At 65.2% G+C, this 19,869-nt stretch carries 17 protein-coding genes; 12 read left to right on the top strand and 5 right to left on the bottom strand.

From position 1 onward, the window contains the following. The first annotated feature begins 113 nt into the window (after positions 1–113). Positions 114–1,364, top strand: a complete 1,251-nt coding sequence (locus RDV55_RS06015; RefSeq protein WP_111823444.1) for an NUDIX hydrolase — start codon at positions 114–116, stop codon at positions 1,362–1,364. Positions 1,365–1,411: 47 nt separating this feature from the next. Here the strand turns inward: RDV55_RS06015 and RDV55_RS06020 are convergent, their stop codons facing one another. The 5 genes from RDV55_RS06020 to RDV55_RS06040 all read right to left on the bottom strand — a co-directional run bounded on the left by RDV55_RS06020 (position 1,412) and on the right by RDV55_RS06040 (position 4,510). Further along, positions 1,412–1,861: a septum formation family protein gene (locus RDV55_RS06020; protein ID WP_111823445.1), complete on the bottom strand. Its 450-nt coding sequence runs from the start codon at positions 1,859–1,861 to the stop codon at positions 1,412–1,414. Between the two features lie 178 nt (positions 1,862–2,039). Further along, on the bottom strand, positions 2,040–2,288 hold the full coding sequence (locus RDV55_RS06025; RefSeq protein WP_174703806.1) for a hypothetical protein: 249 nt from the start codon (positions 2,286–2,288) through the stop codon (positions 2,040–2,042). 84 nt (positions 2,289–2,372) lie between these two features. Further along, positions 2,373–2,810, bottom strand: coding sequence for a septum formation family protein (locus RDV55_RS06030; RefSeq protein WP_111823446.1), 438 nt, complete (start codon positions 2,808–2,810; stop codon positions 2,373–2,375). After that, positions 2,810–3,874 (bottom strand): inorganic phosphate transporter, encoded by a 1,065-nt coding sequence (locus RDV55_RS06035; RefSeq protein WP_111823447.1) that lies wholly within the window; start codon positions 3,872–3,874, stop codon positions 2,810–2,812. Before RDV55_RS06035 ends, RDV55_RS06030 begins: the two co-directional genes overlap by 1 nt. Positions 3,875–3,877: 3 nt before the next feature. After that, positions 3,878–4,510 (bottom strand): DUF47 domain-containing protein, encoded by a 633-nt coding sequence (locus tag RDV55_RS06040; RefSeq protein WP_111823448.1) that lies wholly within the window; start codon positions 4,508–4,510, stop codon positions 3,878–3,880. Between the two features lie 371 nt (positions 4,511–4,881). On the opposite strand from RDV55_RS06040, the gene RDV55_RS06045 reads away from it, so the two are divergent. From RDV55_RS06045 to purD, 11 genes are all read left to right on the top strand, one after another. Next, positions 4,882–6,720, top strand: a complete 1,839-nt coding sequence (locus RDV55_RS06045) for a phosphoenolpyruvate carboxykinase (GTP) (RefSeq protein ID WP_111823449.1) — start codon at positions 4,882–4,884, stop codon at positions 6,718–6,720. A 206-nt stretch (positions 6,721–6,926) separates the two neighbouring features. Beyond that, positions 6,927–7,916, top strand: coding sequence for an AAA family ATPase (locus RDV55_RS06050; RefSeq protein WP_111823450.1), 990 nt, complete (start codon positions 6,927–6,929; stop codon positions 7,914–7,916). 45 nt (positions 7,917–7,961) lie between these two features. Beyond that, positions 7,962–8,855, top strand: coding sequence for a DUF58 domain-containing protein (locus tag RDV55_RS06055; protein ID WP_111823451.1), 894 nt, complete (start codon positions 7,962–7,964; stop codon positions 8,853–8,855). Positions 8,856–9,069: 214 nt separating this feature from the next. Next, entirely contained in the window at positions 9,070–10,671 is a 1,602-nt protein-coding gene (locus RDV55_RS06060) for a SpaH/EbpB family LPXTG-anchored major pilin (protein ID WP_165835841.1), read from the top strand. 157 nt (positions 10,672–10,828) lie between these two features. Continuing rightward, positions 10,829–13,711: a CshA/CshB family fibrillar adhesin-related protein gene (locus RDV55_RS06065; RefSeq protein ID WP_111823453.1), complete on the top strand. Its 2,883-nt coding sequence runs from the start codon at positions 10,829–10,831 to the stop codon at positions 13,709–13,711. A gap of 47 nt (positions 13,712–13,758) precedes the next feature. Then, complete coding sequence (locus RDV55_RS06070; RefSeq protein WP_245907665.1) at positions 13,759–14,727, top strand: class C sortase; 969 nt, start codon at positions 13,759–13,761, stop codon at positions 14,725–14,727. Positions 14,728–14,957: 230 nt separating this feature from the next. After that, on the top strand, positions 14,958–15,446 hold the full coding sequence (locus RDV55_RS06075) for a hypothetical protein (RefSeq protein ID WP_111823454.1): 489 nt from the start codon (positions 14,958–14,960) through the stop codon (positions 15,444–15,446). Continuing rightward, positions 15,443–16,462: a hypothetical protein gene (locus RDV55_RS06080; RefSeq protein WP_111823455.1), complete on the top strand. Its 1,020-nt coding sequence runs from the start codon at positions 15,443–15,445 to the stop codon at positions 16,460–16,462. Before RDV55_RS06075 ends, RDV55_RS06080 begins: the two co-directional genes overlap by 4 nt. Before the next feature lies 1 nt (position 16,463). Then, positions 16,464–17,498 carry a vWA domain-containing protein gene (locus RDV55_RS06085; protein ID WP_111823456.1) on the top strand — a complete coding sequence of 345 codons (1,035 nt, stop codon included), beginning with the start codon at positions 16,464–16,466 and terminating at the stop codon, positions 17,496–17,498. Then, positions 17,488–18,429 (top strand): hypothetical protein, encoded by a 942-nt coding sequence (locus RDV55_RS06090; protein ID WP_111823457.1) that lies wholly within the window; start codon positions 17,488–17,490, stop codon positions 18,427–18,429. Before RDV55_RS06085 ends, RDV55_RS06090 begins: the two co-directional genes overlap by 11 nt. A gap of 92 nt (positions 18,430–18,521) precedes the next feature. Continuing rightward, positions 18,522–19,856, top strand: coding sequence for a phosphoribosylamine--glycine ligase (gene purD / locus RDV55_RS06095; protein WP_111823458.1), 1,335 nt, complete (start codon positions 18,522–18,524; stop codon positions 19,854–19,856). Positions 19,857–19,869 lie beyond the last annotated feature (13 nt).

A 19,869-nucleotide genomic window follows, 5' to 3' on the forward strand; every position in this document is an offset into this window, starting at 1 on the left:
GCTGATCCCGGCGTTCCCTGGACGGCCTCGTGGAAGGCCCGAACCGTCGTGACGTGGCGCGCCCACCAGGGCACGGGAGCGCCCGGGCGGCTACCCTTGGCCCTATGCGTCCGATGCCATCCCCACGTCCCCAGCGACTCGTTCGCTCCGCGGGGGCGCTCGTCTGGCGTTTCACGGACCCCGCGCGCGTCGCCCTCCCCGGCGAGCCCATCGACCCCGCGGACATCGAAGTCCTCATGGTCCACCGGCCGCGCTACCACGACTGGTCCTGGCCCAAAGGCAAGACCGAAAACGGTGAATCCCTCGTCGCCGCCGCCGTGCGCGAAGTCGAGGAGGAAACCGGTCAGGTCATCACCCTCGGCGCGCCCCTGACGACTCAGCGCTACCGCCTCGGCGGCGGGCAGACCAAGGAAGTCCACTACTGGGTGGGCACCCCCGTCCCCGAAGGCCACTCCTCAGAGCGCCTGCGCGCCCCCGTCGCCCGCGCCCCGCGCACCGAAATCGACCAGACCGCGTGGACCGCGCCCGAGCGCGCCGCCGACATGCTCACGCGCCGAGGCGACCGCCGCCTCCTCGCCGACATCGTCGCCCGCGCCCGCGAGGGCCGCCTCGTGACCACGACTCTCCTCGTCCTGCGTCCCGGGCAGGGCCTCACCCCTCGCCTCGACGAGGCTGGGGATGCCCGGGAGTCCGCCGCTGCTTCCGCTTCTTCCGGCACTCCCACGGAGAGTGCTGAGACAGCGGTTTCGGCCACGCCTCGCCCAGCGCCCACGCCCGCGATGGTGGCCTCCGCGGCGGCCAGGAGGGCCGCCCGGGTGGAGCGGGCATTGGCGAAGAAGGCCGAGAGCGCTGTCGCCCTCGCCGATCCGCCGCTCAGTCGATTCGGCCTACGCCAGGCCTTGGACCTCATCGACCTGCTCTCCAGCTTCGGGGTGGCCCGCGCCTACGCGTCGCCTGCCACTCGCGCGCGCCAGAGCCTCACCCCGTGGGCGTCGATGGGTGGAGGACCAGTGACGCTCGTCGACTCCCTGGATCTGACCGCCTCCGGTTCATACACGCAGATCGACGCCGAGGCGCGCCTCGGGCGCGTCCGTGCCTTCGCGGCCGAGCGCCTGCGTGAGCAAGCGTCGCCCACGGTCCTGTCCATCGCGGGATCCGCTCGGGACGCGATTATCGAGGAGATCCGCGCCTTTGCGTCGGCTCCCGTCGCCGGTGGCCAGGCCCCGCGCCTGAGGTGCGGACAGGTCCTCGTCGCGCACGTTGAACACGGACCCGATGGGCTGGTCGTCGCCGCCCTCGAGACCCACGCCGTCACCACGAAGGACCCCGCCGCGCACGCGCGCAAGGCCTCCAAGAAGCACTGAGGCGGCCCGGCATAAGCCGAGCCGCCACGAGCACTCATGAGTGCAGGTCACATGCCGGTGCCCTTCACGGACTGCGACAGCTTCGAGCCGTCATCCGAAATCGCGATGCACACGATGTCGCGGTCGCCCAGCTTCCAGCTTCCATCCGTCGGGAACAGCGTGGTGATCTCCAGGCTGGAATCCTCGTACGCAGCGCCGATGTAACCTTCGAAGGTGTTGGTGCAGACCTCGGTCATACGGTCGTCGAGCTCGGAGTCGCTCGGACGCGAGCTGTCAGTAAGCTTTTCGATGTGGTAGACCTCGCCGTCGTGTTCGGCGGTGCACTCGACGACCTCGATGCGCGAGACGGTGCTGTCGTTCGGCAGCTGAACGCACTGCCCGACCTGGACATTGAAGGCCGAGGTGTTGCCGCCCAGCAGGGAGCAGGCGGACAGAGTCATGGACAGAGCGGCGACGGAAGACGCGAGGGCAAGAGTGCGGGTGGAAACTCGGGACATGATGCTCCTTGTGTGATGGGACCGTGGTCGACGGGATCTGGTGCGCGCGGCACAGCGACACTGACTATATGGTAGGACTTCGGTGCCACTGAGGACACTATACAAGGTGCAGTTCGGATATGTACAAGCGGCGGCGGTCCGGCATGAGCCGAGACGCCGCGAGCGATGAGGCATTCGGTTACTTGTTGGCACCCTTCATGGAGCCGACTAGCTGGATGTCCTCGAGCTCGGTATCAGTCGGTCGCTCATCTGCCGTGACCTGCGACAGGTGGAAGATCTCGGCGTCATGGAGCGTGGAGCAGTCGGTAGTTGTCAGATTGGTGACGTTCTCTTCGGTCGGAAGCTGGATGCAGTGTCCGACCTGAACGTTAAAGGCGGAGGTGCGCGTCGGTGCCGCCCTGGCGGCGCAGGGTGTCAAAGATAACAATCCAGTACCGGACGGTAAAAGTGTCGGGTGGTGCGTGGCATGAAGCCGCGCACCACCCGACGATAGTCGGAGGGTCATCGAAACCTACAGACCGGACTCCTTCACCGACGAGGTGAGCTTCGAATGGTCCAGAGGACGTGCAAGACACACGATCGATCGATCCTTCTGAGCCCACGATTCCTTTGTCGGAATCATCCACGTCGCATCCAGGGTCGACGTCAGGTAATCCGAACCCACGTAGTCGCCGAACGCCGCGATGCACACCGACTCGGCCTGCTTGTTGAGCTCGACAGCCCCCGGGAAATCCCCGTCGGGCATCGAATCGATGTGAAACACCTCGGCGTCGTGCTCGCGGGTGCAGCCGGTCGTCTCCAGAGTGGTCGCCGTGGTCTCCTCCGACCCCTCCGGCAGGAGGATGCACTGACCCACCCGCATGTGCATGACGGAAGAATCCGAGCATGCCGCGAGCGGAGCAACGAGAAGACCGACGACCGCAGCCGTTGCGACGAGGCGACCGCGCATCAGTGAACTCCGAGCGGGAGCGCCACGATCAGGTAGACGATGCCCGCCACGAGAGCGGCGGCCGGAAGCGTCAGGAACCACGCGATGACGATGTTGCCAGCGACGCCCCAGCGCACGGCCGAGAAGCGCTTCGTGCAACCGACGCCCATGATCGCCGTCGACACGACCTGCGTCGTCGAGATGGGGGCGTGGATGACGTAGGAGCACAGGTACAGGATCGAGGAGGAGACGGCCTCGGCCGTGAAACCGCGAGCCGGATCCAGGTCGATGATCTTGCGGCCGATCGTACGCATGATGCGTCCGCCGCCGGCCATCGTGCCCAGCGAAATCGCCAGAGCGCCCGAGACCTTGACCCACAGGGGCACGTTCATCTCGCCCGTCACGGGATCGAGAATGTTGTGGTGCTCGCCGTAGCCGCCGGCCAGTAGCGCCATGACGATGATGCCCATCGTCTTTTGAGCGTCCTGAATACCGTGGCCCAGGGCCATCGCAGCCGAGGAGAAGCGCTGCGCGGCGCGGAAGCGTCGCATCGTGCGGTGGTACTGCGCCTTACGCAGCGCCCACAAAACGAAGCGCATGACGACGTAACCGACGACGAAGCCGATGATGGGGGAGGCGAACATCGGGATCACGACGTGGCTCATGATGCCCCACCAGTAAACGACCGTGCCGCTCATGAGGCCGGCGCCCACCATGCCGCCGATGAGGGCGTGCGAGGAAGACGAGGGGAGTCCGAACCACCAGGTGATCAGGTTCCAGATGCAGGCACCCAGCAGCGCGGCCAGGATGATGACAAGGCCCTTCTGCTGCATCTCCGGCAGGGGAGACTCGGCGTAGTCGCTAATCGAAATGATGCCCTTGCCGACCGTCTTGGCGACGGCCGTCCCCATCATGGCGCCGATGACGTTCATCGCCGCGGCCATGAGGAGCGCCGCGCGAGGAGTCCACGCGCGCGTCGACACGGAGGTCGCGATCGCGTTCGCCGCGTCGTGGAAGCCGTTCGTGTAGCTGAAGAACAGCGCGACCGCGATGACGACGCAGACGAGGATCAGATTCAGATCCACGGCTCAGGATTCCTTCAGTGCGAGTGACTCGATGACGTTGGCCAGCTCCTCGAAGGCGTCGGCGCAGGACTCGAGGCCCTGGACGATGTCCTTGAGCTTGATGATCGTGATCGGGTCGAGACCCGAGTCGAACAGGGCCGTCAGGGTGCGGCGATAGGCCAGGTCGCCCTCGTTCTCGAGGCGGTTGACCTCGATCCAGTAGTCGCGCATGTCCACGGGCGACTTGAGCTTGGGCATGTTCTGCGCGGTCAGGTTTGCGCAGTGCTGGATGACCTCGATCTGCGTGTTGAGCAGCGAGACGAGGGAAGTGGGGATGTCGGCAATGCCATAGACGACCAGGAGGTCGCCAGCCTCGTCGATGAAGTCGAGGCAGTCGTCCAGGTGAGACGCCAGGGACTGCAGGTCCTCGCGGTCGAAAGGCGTGATGAACGAGGAGTTGATGCGCTGAACGATCGCGTGGTTCAGTTCGTCGCCGCGGTGCTCGACCTCGTGGAGCTGATCGCGCAGGGCGATGCGCTCCTCGGGGGAGGCGGCGTAGATGTGCGAGAGGAACTCGACGGCCTGCACGAGCTGGCGGGCTTGCGAGGTCAGGTCTTCAAAAAAGTCAGGGCCTTGGGTCTTAGAACGGAGTCCCATGGTGTATTCGGTCCTTCCAATGGCGAACAGCACTGTTGTGCTACCTGTAATCGTCGGTCATGGGGTGGTGAGACTTCAAGTTCAGATATGGATTTGTGACCCCATATGTGGTGTTGTATCTCACGGTGGTGCGTCACAGGTTGACTTCCGTCGCATTCGCGAGGCCGGGGAGTGGCGAGGTTGTTGTTGCGGCCCTTGTGGCTGGGCTGAAAGTCCCTATCGACCGGGCGGCGTGTGACACGTTCGACTACGATTGAGGTGTGACCGGGACCAAGCTCCCGCAAGCGTGGGTGTGGGGTCCGGCATGATTGATTCTGTCAATCGGGGACGCAGATGCGGCCTCGACAATCCGAAATGCCTCAGGAGGCAAAATGTCCGTGACCGAACAGGACGTGCGTGCAGCCGCTCCGGCGAACGCTCCCGAAGATGTCATCAAGTGGGTTGCTGAGATTGCAGCGCTGACCACCCCTGACGCCATCGAGTTCTCCGACGGCTCCCAGGAAGAGTGGGATCGCCTGACCTCTGAGATGGTCGCCAGCGGCATGTTCACGAAGCTGAACGAAGAGAAGCGCCCCAACTCCTTCCTCGCCCGCTCCAAGCCGTCCGACGTTGCGCGTGTTGAGTCCCGTACCTTCATCTGCTGTGAGAAGGAAGAGGACGCTGGCCCGACCAACCATTGGGCCGACCCCAAGGAAATGAAGGCGACCCTGCGTGAGAAGTTCACGGGTTGCATGAAGGGCCGTACCATGTACGTGATCCCCTTCTCCATGGGCCCCCTGGGTGGCCCCATCTCGCAGCTCGGTATTGAGATCACCGACTCCCCCTACGTCGTCGTGAACATGCGCATCATGACCCGCATGGGTGCGGGTGCCATGGACCTCATCAACGAGGGTCGCGTGTGGGTTCCCGCCGTCCACTCCGTCGGCGTTCCGCTCGAGGAAGGTCAGGAAGACGACACCTGGCCCTGCAACGACGAAAAGTACATCACCCACTTCCCCGAGACCAACGAGATCTGGTCCTTCGGTTCGGGCTACGGCGGCAACGCCCTGCTCGGCAAGAAGTGCTTCGCGCTGCGTATCGCCTCGACGATGGCGCGCCGCGATGGCTGGATGGCCGAGCACATGCTCGTCCTGCGCCTGACCCGCGAGTCCACCGGCCAGCAGTTCCACGTCACCGCCGCCTTCCCGAGCGCCTGCGGCAAGACCAACCTCGCCATGCTCCAGCCCACGATCCCCGGCTACAAGGTCGAGACCGTCGGCGACGACATCGCGTGGATGCGCCCCGGCGAGGATGGCCGCCTGCGCGCCATCAACCCCGAGGCCGGCTTCTTCGGCGTCGCCCCCGGCACCTCCTACAAGACCAACCCCATGGCCATGGAGACCGGCAAGGCCAACTCCATCTTCACGAACGTCGCCCTGACCGACGACGGCGACGTGTGGTGGGAAGGCATTGACGGCGACGTTCCGGCGCACCTGATCGACTGGCACGGCAACGACTGGACCCCCGAGTCCGGCGAGAAGGCTGCCCACCCGAACAGCCGCTTCACCGTTCCCGCCTCGCAGTGCCCGATCATCTGCCCCGACTGGGAAGCCCCCGAGGGCGTTGCGGTTGACGCCATCCTCTTCGGCGGCCGCCGCGCCACCAACGTCCCGCTGGTCGCCGAGCAGTACGAGCCCGCCCACGGCGTGTTCATCGGTGCCTCCGTGGCCTCCGAGGTCACCGCCGCCGCTACCGACGTCAAGGCCGGCTCGCTGCGCCACGACCCCTTCGCCATGCTCCCCTTCTGCGGCTACAACATGGCCGACTACTGGGGCCACTGGCTGGAGATGCAGGACAAGCTGGGCGAGAAGTTCCCGCACGTCTACCAGGTCAACTGGTTCCGCAAGGACGAAGACGGCAACTTCATGTGGCCCGGCTACGGCGACAACGCTCGCGTCCTGGACTGGATCGTTCGCCGCTCCGCCGGCGAGGTCGAGGCCATCGATGGCGTGACCGGCCGCTACCCCAAGTTCGAGGACTTCAACCTCGACGGCCTGGACATTGACGAGGCCGTGTGGGCCAAGCTCTTCGCGATCGACCCTGACGCTTGGGCCGCCGAGATGGACGACACCGAGGAATACTTCTCGCAGTTCGGCGACAAGCTCCCCGCCGCCATCACCGAGCAGCTGGCCAAGTTCCGCGAGCGCATTGCCGCCGCGAAGCAGGCCTGATCCGCGCGGATTGAGGGTGGGCCCCGGAGTTACCTCCGGGGCCCACCCCTTTTGTGTTTCATGGATTAGGACGAAGCGGGGGAGCAGGCAGTCGAAGGTTGGGTGAGGCCTCGTCAATGCAGATGCTAAAACTGACCGGATTGCGTGCGAGACGACGGAGACGGCTACACTGAGATTGCATCCGACCGCGCACGCAAGGAGAGTCCGTGCCCAACTACTTGACCAACGAAGAGCTGGCCCACGCGAAGGGGCTACTCGATCGTATGAATACTATTTTTCAGCACACCGTCGTCGGCCAGGAGGGCCTGCGCCGCGCGCTGACGGCCGCGCTGCTCGCTGGCGGCCACGTGCTCGTCGAATCCGTTCCTGGCCTCGCTAAGACGACGGCCTCGCAGACCCTCGCGGCGGCGGTGTCCGGCACCTTCCGACGCATCCAGTGCACCCCTGACCTCATGCCGAACGACATCGTCGGCTCGCAGATCTGGAACCAGGAACGTGGTGAGATGGTCACCCAGCTGGGTCCCGTCCACGCGAACATGGTCCTCATGGACGAGATCAACCGTTCGTCGGCGAAGACGCAATCGGCCATGCTCGAGGCCATGCAGGAGCGCCAGACCACTATCGGTGGCGTCAACCACAAGCTACCCAGCCCCTTCATGGTCATGGCCACGCAGAACCCCATCGAAGAGGAGGGCACCTACGTGCTGCCCGAGGCGCAGATGGACCGTTTCCTTCTCAAGGAGGTCATTACCTACCCGACGCCCGTCGAGGAGCTAGAGGTTTTGACGCGCATCGATAACGGCCAGATCAAGGCGCGATCGTCGGCCGCTCCGATCACCCTCGAAGACGTGCGCACCCTGCAGGAAGCCTGCCGGCGCGTGTTTGTCCACGAGACCCTCAAGGCGTACATCGTTGACATCGTGAACACGACCCGCGGTGCCGGCCCCAACCCGCTGCCGGGGTGGAGCAACCACGTGCGCGTCGGTGCCTCCCCGCGTGGTGGCATCGCCCTCATGCAGATCTCTCAGGCCATCGCCCTCATGTCGGGTCGCAACCACGTGATGCCCGATGACATTAAGGAAATGCGTTACGGCATCTTGCGTCACCGCATCATTCGCACTTTCGATGCTCTTGCCGACAACGTCTCCATCGAGGGTCTCATCGACGCCGTGTTCAACGCGGTGCCTGTTCCGTAAAGTATCCACGGTCCCACACGCCAGTCGACTTTCTAGAGGAACGCTATGCCTGTACGCTCGCGCGAAATCCACTCGCTCTCGTCGCGCATCCAGCTGCCCATCTTGCGCAAGCTGCTGTCCATCATGGACGGTCAGCACTCCGCGCTGCGGCAGGGGCGCGGATGGGAGTTCCTGGACTTGGCTCCCTATCAGGCGGGCGACGACGTGCGTTCCATCGACTGGCCGGCAACCGTCCGCACGGGGTCGCCGATCATTAAGCGGCGCGAGGCGACGGCGAACCTGCAGGTCATGCTCGTCGTCGACACCGGTCGCGAGATGGGTGCGCTTGCTCCTTCCGGGGAAACTAAGGAAGAGGTTGCCCTGGCGGCATGCGAGGCGATTGCGTGGCTGAGTGTCGCTCGCGGAGACCAGATCGGTCTCGTCGCCGGAGACTCCGAGCGCGTGCGCTTCTTGCCCGCCCGATCGGGTAACGCTCACGCCGAGACCGTGCTGCGCCGGATCGAGGAGGACATCACCCTGTCCTCGCCCCACTCGGACGTTCCCAAGCTCCTCGCGCGCGCCCGCACCGTCATCCAGCGGCGAAGCCTCATCGTGATCGTCACGGATGCGACGCAGCCCGAGCCCACACGAGTCGCTGACGACCTCATCAAGTCGCTGTCGGTGCGCCATCGGGTCATTCAGGTGTCGGTGGCCGACATGAATCCGGCAGATATTGACCAGGATAAAACCGTCATCGATGTTAACGAGGGGCCCCTCCCCGACTTTTTGCGCAGGGATGAGCAGTTGGCGCACGACGCGAGCATGGTTGTTGAGCAACGTCGTGCGGCCGTCGCCAAAATGCTTGACATGCGCGGTGTTATCCAGGTGAGCGTGTCCTCTTCGGAGGGGGTTCCGCGGGCTCTCTTAAGGGCGCTGCAGCGCTCGGGAAGCCGCAGATAAACACGGAAATGTCCCGCGTGATCGGGGGATCTGTTCTTACCGAATGGTAATCAACTGAGATCTGCTGCATAAAATATTCGGTATTTTACATGGAGTCGTGAGATAACTTTCAAATTTCCTGGTAATCATAGTTTTCTTGGCTTCCCTCACATATATTTGCTCTTGAATCATCCATCCCGTCACACACAGTGCGGAAGTCATGAGAGGAAGACCAGTGAGCAGGAAGTACGCGCCCCTCGGGCGGCGAATGATCGCCACCGCGGGTGCTCTTACCCTCGCAGTCGCCGGCGTCGTCGCGTCCGGTGCTGCCACCTTCGCTGAGGACCCGGCCTACGGCACGATCAACCAGGATGCAACCGGTTCGATCATCGTCCACAAGCACCTGAAGAACGCCTCGGGAACCATGGGCAAGGTTGACGGCACCGCCGACGCTGAAGGCGACGGCATTGATGGTGTCACCTTCAAGGCCTACAAGGTTTCCGGGCTGAACCTTTCCAAGCCCGCCGACTGGGACAAGCTGGCCACCCTGGTTGACAAGATTCCGTCCAACGCCTGCGCGGATCCCGCCCACCCGACCCTGGGCGACAATGCGCCCGCCGTCGATACTCAGGCTGCGGCAACGGGCACGACCGCGGACGGCGGCGAGACCACCCTGGCCGGCCTGCCTGTCGCCGCATACCTGGTCTGTGAGACCGAGGCGCCCGCCGACGTGGTTGAGAAGGCCAAGCCCTTCGTCGTCACGATCCCCTTCCCCAACACCACCAACGGTGGTGACGGCAAGTGGCTCTACGACGTGCACGCCTACCCCAAGAACCAGAAGATCGAGATCGACAAGACCATCTCCGATCAGAGGAAGAACGGTGTGGGCCTCGGCTCGCGCGTGCAGTTCCCCGTCTCCACGACGATCCCGAGCCTCGACGCTGACACGAACTTCACCTACTTCTACATCCGCGACCGCCTGGATGATCGCCTCGCCGACGGCAAGGTCGACAAGATCACCCTGGGCGCGGACACGCTGGTCGAGAACACCGACTACGTGCAGTCCAACACGGGCGGCCTCGTCCTCGTCTCCTTCCAGCGCGCCGGCCTGGCCAAGCTGAAGGCGAACCCCGGCAAGAAGGTCGAGGCGATCTTCTCCGGCAAGGTGACTTCGATTGGCGACGGCACCATTAAGAACCAGGCTCAGCTGATCCAGGACACCAACTACGGCGCCATTCCTCCGAACGAGCCCCCGTCGACTCCTCCGACCGAGCCCAACGATCCGCCTACCTCCCCCGAGGTCTCCACGGACTGGGGTAACGCGCACCTGCTGAAGTTTGATGCGAACTCCGCCCCCGCCGAGACCGGCATCCAGGGTGCGAAGTTCAAGGTCTACGACGCCGCCGAGCCCTACGCGGCCGACTGCTCTGCCGCCACCAAGACCGGCGAGCCGATCACGGTGAACAACAAGACCGAGTTCGTCTCCGACGCCAACGGCCTGGTGACGATCGACGGCCTGTACGTCGGCGACTCCGTCGGCTCTGCCGGAGCTGGCTCGCAGGACGCGCGCACGCGCTGCTACGTCGTCGAGGAGGTCGAGGCCCCCGCAGGCTACGTCCTGCCGCAGAAGACCACGACCGGTATCTCGGTCTCCAAGGGTGTCCTCGCCGCTATCACGTACAGCGCTGAGATCCCCAACAACAAGCAGCCTGTTCCCCAGCTGCCCCTCACGGGTGCCAACGGCCAGCTGCTCATGACCATCGGTGGCCTCTCCCTGGGACTCATCGCCGTTGGTTCCACCATGGTTATCCGCTCGCGTAAGCGCAGCGAAGCCTGATACCCCGGTTCTTCAGCGGTTCATTCCGCTGAAGAACCGGGCCCCGCGCGGGTCGGCCCGGCCGCGAGAATGGCTCTCCGGTCGTGTCGGCCCGTGGCACATCCCAACCGATACTTGTGCAAAAACGATTTTCGTAGAACTAACCATTGGAGTTGAAGTGACCCAGCTCGCCCGAACACAGCGCCGCGCCAGGCGGCTCTCACGCTTCGCGGTCGCGTTCGCGGTCAGCGCGGCCCTCACCGCCGCGCCGATCCTGCCCAACGTAGCCCAGCCTGCCCAGGCTGCGGCCGAGGGGGTGCCCGCCGGTTCTCTGCCCGCGACCTTCGCCACGGGAGGCATGGGACGCTTCAAGGACTCCATCCAGTGGCTCCAGTGGGCCGACTACGACAAGGACTTCAAGGGCAAAGACAAGCCCAACGTCCCCGTCCTCGGCGTGGGCGAGGGGCCGAAGGAGTTCATCAACCACCGCGACCTGGGCGACGCGGGCTCCCTGGTGACCACCTGCACCCTGGCCAACCTCACCCATGACACTCCCGCCCCCGGCACCCCGAAGGCGCAGACCGAGGGCCCCCTCGTCGCCACCATCCCGGGCGCCTGGGCGGGCGACGCCCTGGACAACCTCTACAACGTCGGCGGACCCGGCATGTGGAATGACGGCTCCGAGGTGTGGCACACCGGGCTGACCTACCCCAAGGACTACGTCAACAAGAACCAGATGGTGATCGGCCTGGCCAACGGCTACGCCTACAACGGAGGCAACGCCTGGGACGGCAAGCCCTGGGACCAGAGCACGGACCACCGCCCCACCGGCTTCAACGCCCGCGTGAGCGTCGACTACAGCTGCAAGGCCGAGATCTACGGCAGCGACGGCACGATCACCAACGTCCCCATCCAGGGCCTCGTCTTCGCCGACGCCGAGGCGTCATCCAAGCGCTACAAGATCAAGAGCTGGGCCACCAACGAGCGGCAGGACGAGTGGGTCCAGGCCACCGTGAAGAAGACCGACGGCAACAGGCCCCCGCGCTGGAGGGTCCTCGACACCATCCGCTCGCGCACCTGCATCAGCAAGAACACCGGCAAGCAGGTCACCACCGACGGCATCGTCTCCGATGGTGGGCGCACCCTGCGCCTCATGCCCTCCGACGAGGAGTGCGTCTACCAGTCGGGCGGCACCTACTCCAAGCCCAACGGCTACGGAGGCCCCGACGCCGTCATGTTCATGGAGGGCGCCACCTCCGCCACCGTCACCATGCAGGGCGCGGGCTACTCCGCCGTCGCCCTCGGCCTCGTGGTCGCCACCGACTACGGCGACGCCCCCGACTCCTACGGCATCGCCTCCTCCGTCTTCCAGCCCACCTGGGAGGGTGGCGAGGTGCGCTCGACCACCGATCTCTTCCAGGTCTCCCCCCAGGCCCGAATGAACATGGACAGGGTCTCCCCCCGCCTCGGCGCCTACATTGATGCCGAGCCCAACCAACCCTTCAGCACCGACGCCCTCGGCGACGACTCAGACGATGAGAAGAACGACGAGGACTCCGTGACCCTGCCCGCCGACGGGATCCGCACCCAGCCCGGCGCCACCTACAACCTGGCCCCCACGTGCGCGGGCACGGGCAAGGTCGCCGGCTGGATCGACTGGAACCACAACGGCACCTTCGACGCCGGCGAGAAGTCCAACGAGGCCCCCTGCGCCTCCGGCAAGGCGCAACTGTCGTGGACGGTCCCCGCCGACGTCGTGCGCTCCGTCGACGGCGAGGACGGAAGCGGCAGCGCCACCTACATGCGCCTGCGCATCACCGCCGACAAGAACGGCAACGGCCAAAAGCCCGTCGGCGGCACCGCCACCGGCGAGGTCGAAGACTACCGCGTCGCCGTGCGAGTTCCCACCCTGCAGCTGGTCAAGAACGTCGACAACAAGTACGCCACCGCCGAGGTCGCGGGCCTGGGTGCCGACCAGTGGACACTCACCGGCGGCGCGGGTGCCTACACCGCCACCGGCAACGGCACCACGGGAGGCCCCACCGTCGTGCGCACCGGCAACAACGACCTCTCCGAGACCACCGCCAACCCCGCCGGCGCGGGATACGAGATGGGCCAGTGGAGCTGCCAGGAGGCCCCCGGAACCGTGGGCGAAAACTACTCCTCCTCCCTGAACGGCGTCACGACGGACGGACGGGCGCAGCTCCAGGTGCGCGGCACCGACCGCGTCCTGTGCACGATCACCAACACCTCCAAGCCGGGCTCCCTGACCTGGAACAAGGTCGACTCCGACGGAATCACGCCCCTGGCGGGCACCACCTGGACCCTGACCGGGCCGAGTGTGCCCAGTAACGCCACGGTCGAGGACTGCACCGCCGGCCCGTGCCCCACCCAGCCCTACAAGGACCAGGACCCGGCCCCCGGATCCTTCGCGATCAAGGACCTCAAGTGGGGGACCTACGCCGTGCGCGAGACCACCGCCCCCGTCGGCTACCAGGTGAACCTGCAGGCACACACCTTCCCGCAGATCGCCCCCGCCTCCCTCGAGGCAACCCTGAATGCCGCCATCGTCAACGAACGCAAGACCGGATCACTCACCTGGAAGAAGGTCGACGCATCGAATACGGCCACCGCGCTGGAAGGCTCGGAGTGGACGATCAGTGGTGGAACCCTGCCGGGCGCCGTCACCATCACCGACTGCAAGGCCGCCTCCGCCGCCCAATGCCCCAAGACCCCGGGCTCCCCCTACTACGACTCCGACCCCGCCGCGGGCTCCTTCACGGTGACCGGTCTGGCGTGGAGCGATACACCCTACGCCCTGACGGAAAAGAAGGCCCCGGCCGGCTACCGCCTCGACGCGACGCCGCGCCCCTTCACCATCGGCAAGGACGCGCTCGACTACGCTTTCGCGCCGATCACCAACAACAAGCAGAGCGTCCCCGCGATCCCGCTCACCGGTGGATTCGGTGCTGATGCCTACGTCATCGGCGGCATCGTCGCTGGCCTTGGCGCCGCCGGCGCAGCCGCAGCCATCAGGCGTCGCAAGGCCCGCAAGGCATGATGTGCCCCGGGGGACCCGAGAGGCGGGTCCCCCGGCGCTCACGCGTCATGACTACCGCTCCCGACAGCGTGCAGGCAAGCCCCGACGCCTCCGCAACCTCACCGACCGTTCCTCGCGACGTGCGACGGTGGAGGTTCTCTGCGATCTCCCTGATCCCCTCCCTCCTTGCCCTGGCGGGACTGCTCCTATTCCTCTACCCGTCGGTCTCGGCGTGGATCGTTCAATACAACCAATCCCAGATCATCTCCCATTACGCGGACTCCGTGAGGGACGCCGATCCCTCCGCCCAGGAACAGCTTTCCCTCGCCCACCGCTACAACGACGCCCTGAGTTCGGGAGCCGTCCTCCAGGCCAATTCCAACGTGCCCACTGGTGACGGCACCTCGGGGGACGCCAGCCTGGACTACAACACGATCCTTTCCGTTGACTCTTCCGGACTCATGGGCAGGCTCAAGGTTCCCGCCGCCGACATCGACCTGCCCATCTACCACGGCACCGACGACGAGACGCTCCTGCGCGGCCTCGGACACCTGGAGGGAACCTCGCTCCCCGTCGGAGGGCTCTCTCAGCGCTCCGTCGTCACCGGACACCGTGGGCTGGCCGAGGCGCGCATGTTCACAGACCTCGACAAGGTACAGGTCGGAGACACCTTCACCTTCGAAGTGTTTGGTGAGGTCCTCACCTACAGGGTTTTCGACAAGAAGGTCGTCGAACCCGACGAGACCGAAGCCCTGCGTTCCGAACCCGGCCGAGACCTCGCCACGCTCGTGACCTGCACGCCCCTGGGTATCAACACTCACCGCATCCTTATCACCGGCGAGCGCGTCTACCCCACACCCCAGCGCGACATCGACGCTGCCGGCGCCACCCCCGACATCCCCGGCTTCCCGTGGTGGGCCGTCGGCCTCCTGGCGGGAATCTCATTGATCGGTCTGTACATCTGGCGCTCCGGTTACCCTCCGCGCCCGAAGAAGCGCCCAAACACTGAACAAGTGAGAGAAGATTCCGCCGATTAGATCCCGTGCTCGCGCTCGCTCCCCAGTGTCGGGTTGGCGCGGCATTAGCACTATCGCGCCCGTCGTGGCACAATCAGGTGAACGCGGCATCGGTATCGCCACGACACTCACGGTCGAAGCCGACGCCTCGAAAAAGACGGGGAAGAAGGGCGTAATGACACGACGAGCGACGGCTGTACCCAACACCGATCGCGTCCGAGGCATGCTATCCCCAGGCGAAAGGCACCGCAATGTCCGGTAACCTCAGCGAGAGTCTCACGGACCCTGTCACCTACCCACACTGGATGTGGATCCTGGGAGTCGTGCTGATCGTCGGCGTCGTCGGGTGGATCCTGTACAGCGTGTGGCGCTGGTGGACCTCGCGCATCGGCGAGGTCATGGAGCTGCAGACAATCACGGACGCGCGACGCAAGAAGTACCTGACGTTCATCGACCAGATCGCGGATCGCTACGCCGATGGCGACCTGGATGCGCGCGGCGTGCACCTCGCCCTCGCAGGCCTCATGCGTGCCCTAGGCACCGAGCGAACGGGCCGTGACCTCGAGGTTGCGACCGTGTCCGAGGTGCGCGAGCTCGTCCCGGTGTGGCCTGGCCTGGCGGACATTCTTCAGGCCTGCGAACTCCCCAGTTTTACGGGAGAGAACATCCCGCAGGGGCAGCCTTCGCACGAGGCTGTCACTCGCGTACTGACCATGGCTGTGGAGGCGGTGAACGTATGAGGTACGGGTGGCTTATTCCCGTCGTCCTACTGGTCGTCGCAGCGGCGACCAGCATCGGATGGCTGCTTGCGCGTCGAGCCGGAGAGCGTTCGGGCAAGAAGGGCTGGGTGGCAAACACCGGCTTCCTGCGAGCTCTGCCCAAGTATCAGGCCCTTGTGCGCCGAACGCGTTTGTCGCTGGCGTTGGCCGTCGTCTGCTTCATCATTGCCGTCATCGCGACGGCGGTGTCAGCCGGTGCGCCCGTTGATCGCTACGTCAAGCACGACAAGTCCTCCAGCCGTGACATCGTTTTGTGCTTGGATGCCTCCGGATCGATGCTTCCCTACGACTCGGAGATCGGCGACTCCTTCAAGCAGATCATCTCGCACTTCGAGGGTGAGCGAATCTCGCTGCAGCTGTGGAACGCCTACTCGATGACGATGTTCCCTCTCACCGACGACTACGAGATGGCCAACGAGGTGCTCACTGAGATGGCCGACAACATCGATCAGGGCTTTACCCAGATCGGTCGGAAGATCTACTTCAGCCCGGAACTCGAACAGTATCTCCGTCCGACATTGGCCGCCGAAGGGGAGCAGCGTGGTTCCCTGGTTGGTGACGGCCTCGCGTCGTGTGTCCTCGGTTTCGACCATACTGACAAGGTGCGCTCCCGAACGGTCCTGCTCGCGACCGACAACGAGGTGTACGGCGAGGGCATCTACAACCTCGGCGAGGCCATCGAGTTCGCGAAGAATCAGGGCGTGACCGTCTCGGTCCTGTACCCGGGATCCTCCTACGCCCCGACGGATGAGGGCGTGGAACTGCGGGATCAGGTCAAGTCCACTGGCGGCGACTTCTACGACGCTTCATCGCCCTCCGCCGTCGATCAGGTCGTTCAGCAGATCGAATCCGAGCAGAAGGAAGAACTCGATTCCGCGGGCAAGCTCGTAGAGACGGATCGCCCGGGGGCCAGCCTCGGCTGGACCATCGTCGGCGTTCTGTCCCTGCTCGGAATGCTCGCTTTCGGGAGGCTCTGACATGATATTTCGTCCCGTCGTCCACCCGGTGCTCCTAGTCCTCATCGTGCTCGTGGCAGCGGTCCTCGTGTTCCTCTCGGCGAAGCGCGCCGCGCGCAAGCGCGTCACGGACATCGTCCGTCGTTCGTTCATTGTCCTGGTCGTCATCATCATGGGTTCTGGGCCTTCGATCCCCGGCGAGGCCCTCGAGGTCTCCTCGTCTCTCGAGGTCTACCTCGTCATCGACCGTACTGGCTCCATGGCCGCGGAGGACTGGGACGGATCCAAGCCGCGCATCGACGGCGTGCGCAACGACGTTGCGCTCCTCATGAACTCCCTGGCGGGCTCTCGATTCTCGATCCTCACGTGGGACTCCACGGTGCACACGGACATGCCGCTGACGACCGACGCCTCCGCCGTCGCCTCGTACATGGAGAGCTTCAACCGAGAGCTGTCCGCGTCGTCTCAGGGGTCCTCGTTGAACCGACCGGCGGCGGACCTGGCGGCCCTCCTCGCAAAGAACAAGGAACGTCACCCTCAGAACCTCCGCGCGGTATTCGTCTTCTCCGACGGTGAGACCTCGAACCAGGACCACTGGACCTCCGCGCAGACCGGGACCGAGGAGGACTGGGATCGCGTCAAGGAGTATGTCGACGGCGGCCTCATCGTCGGATATGGCACCGCGGAGGGTGGCCCCATGAAGGTGCTGCGCCTGGGCAGTAGCGATGCTCAGAGCGGTACCGATGACGGCTACATTCACGACCTCTCCCAGCCCGGCCACCCGGTTGCCATCTCGAAGATCGACGAGGCGGCCCTCCAGTCGGTCGCATCGCGCATCGGCCTCGACTACGTGCACTCGCCGGATAAGTCGGCGATCGAATCCCACGCGCGCTCCATCTTGGATAGCGCGACCGAGATTGCCGAACAGCGCAACACGAAAGACACGTACCGCTACATCATCTGGCCGTTTGCGCTCCTCCTTGGGGGACTCCTCGCGTGGGAGGGTGCCACCCTGGCGCTGCGCGCTCAACAGCTGAGGAATTCCCATGCCCTCTAACGACAACATACCCGAAGAGGATCTCCTGCCTTTCGGTGCCCTCCAGGGCGGTCCGGTCGATGCCTCACTGCGCGAACGGCTGGGTCAGGCCACGAGCGGCAAGCAGAAGGTGCAGCGCTCCCCGCGCGCCCTGCGCCCCCTGTGGTTCTCCATCCCGATTCTTGTGATCGTCCTGATGATCGCCGGGTACTTGATTGGCCTGAGGCTCTGGTCGCAGTCATCTCTGAAGCAATGGCAGGCCAGCGACTACGAGACCGCCCAGGCGGGCTACGAGGGACAGCGGACGTGGACGGGTATCGGTATCGAGGCATGGGTCGCGCACTACAACCTCGGGACGACCCTGGTGCGTCAGGACCGCCTCGACGAGGGCGTGGAGGAACTGCGTGCCGCGTTTGAGCTTGTTCCTAAGGCTCGCGAGGTGCAGCCCGGTCGTCTGGAACCCTTCTCCTACGAGTGTCGCGTGCGCGTTAACCTCGCCATCGGCCTGGAGATCCAGGGCGACAAGCTGCGCTCCTCGGGTTCGACCGGAAACGCGGTGAGCTTCTACCAGGAAGCGCAAGACACAATCTCGCCGTGTCAGACGGCATCGGGCAGTTCCGGTCAGTCCGGCGACCAGAACCAGTCGAGCGGGCAGTCCGGCAGCGAATCCAACAACCCGGCCGACGAGAACAAGGAACGCGTCGAAGAGAAGAAGCAGCAGTCCGAGGAAGAATCCGAGGGGCAGAGCGGTACGCAGGACCAGCAGCAACAGCAGGACCAGCAGGCGGATCCAACGCCCACACCCAGCCCGACCGAGAATCCCTACGAGGGAGAGGATGAGGAACAAAAGGAACGCCGCGAGCAGCTGCAGGAACAGAACAAGGAACGGGAGCGGGACCGGCGCGATTCCCAAGATGGGCGCCGCGACGGGAATCCGAACGGTGCCTGGTGAGGCCCGCACGCCCGTCTCACTTTTTCTGTGACGTGCACCCATATAATCCCACGGTGGCCCGGGAGGCTACCGAACACCGATAGGCTGGTAACGTGAAGGTTCTTCTCGTTGGCAACGGGGGTCGCGAACACGCGATCGCCCGCGCGCTTGTACGAACGTCCACCCCCGAGCATCCCGTGGAGCTTGTCGTCCAGGCGGGTAATCCCGCCCTGGAACAGCTGGGTCGCTCCCTGACCATGGATCCCCTGGATCCGAAGGACGTCGTCCGTCGCGCCACGTCTGAGAACGTCGATCTCGTGGTTGTCGGTCCGGAGGCCCCGCTCGTCGCGGGCGTCGCGGATGCGGTCCTGGACTACGGGATTCCCGTTTTCGGCCCGACGAAGGACGCGGCGCGTCTCGAGGCGTCGAAGTCTTTCGCGAAGCAGGTCATGGCCGATGCCGGCGTGGCCACGGCTCGCTCCTTCACGTGCACCACGATGGACGAGGTCGAGGCCGCGTTCGACGATCTGGGTGCCCCCTACGTCGTGAAGGATGATGCGCTTGCCGCGGGCAAGGGCGTCGTCGTGACCACCGACCGCGCCCATGCCTCGCGGCACGCGCGTGCCTGCCTGTCGCGCGACGGGGGAGCGGTCGTCATCGAGGATTTCCTCGACGGCCCCGAGGTCTCTCTGTTCTGCTTCGCTGACGGCGCGACCGTCGTCCCGCTCCAGCCCGCGCAGGACTTCAAGCGCGTCGGCGACGGCAACGAAGGACCGAACACCGGCGGCATGGGTGCCTACAGCCCGCTCCCGTGGCTGCCCGAGGAAGCCACGCGCCGCATCGTCGACGAGGTCGCGCAGCCCGTCATCACCGAGATGGCGCGTCGCGGCACCCCCTTCCGTGGCCTCCTGTACTGCGGCCTCGCGATGACCTCGAAGGGCATTCGCGTCGTCGAGTTCAACGTGCGTTTCGGCGACCCGGAGACCCAGGCGGTCCTCGAACGCCTCGATTCCGCACTGGCCCCCATCCTGTACGCGGCTGCGACCGGCACTCTCGCCAAGGTCCCCGCACCCGTCTGGAGCGAAGACGCCGCTGTCACGGTCGTCATGGCCTCGGGAGGTTACCCGGGGCCCGCGGATACCGGACATGAGATCACGGGTATCGATGCCGCCGAGGAGCTCGAGGGCGTCCACGTCATCCACGCCGGCACCTCCGAGGAGATCACCGATGACCCGGCCGACGTCGCAGCCGGATGCTGCGGCTTCGAACCGACCTACGCGCTGGTGAACTCCGGTGGCCGAGTCCTGGACGTCGTCGGCCGCGCGGCCACCCTTGACGAGGCCCGGGCACTGGCATATCGCGCAGTGGACCTCATCCACTTCGACGGGGAACACCACCGCAGCGACATCGCGACGTGGCCCGCCGACCTGGCCGTCACCCTCGACTGACAACACACTGAGG

Source organism: Schaalia odontolytica (assembly GCF_031191545.1).
GTDB classification, from domain to species: Bacteria; Actinomycetota; Actinomycetes; order Actinomycetales; family Actinomycetaceae; genus Pauljensenia; species Pauljensenia odontolytica.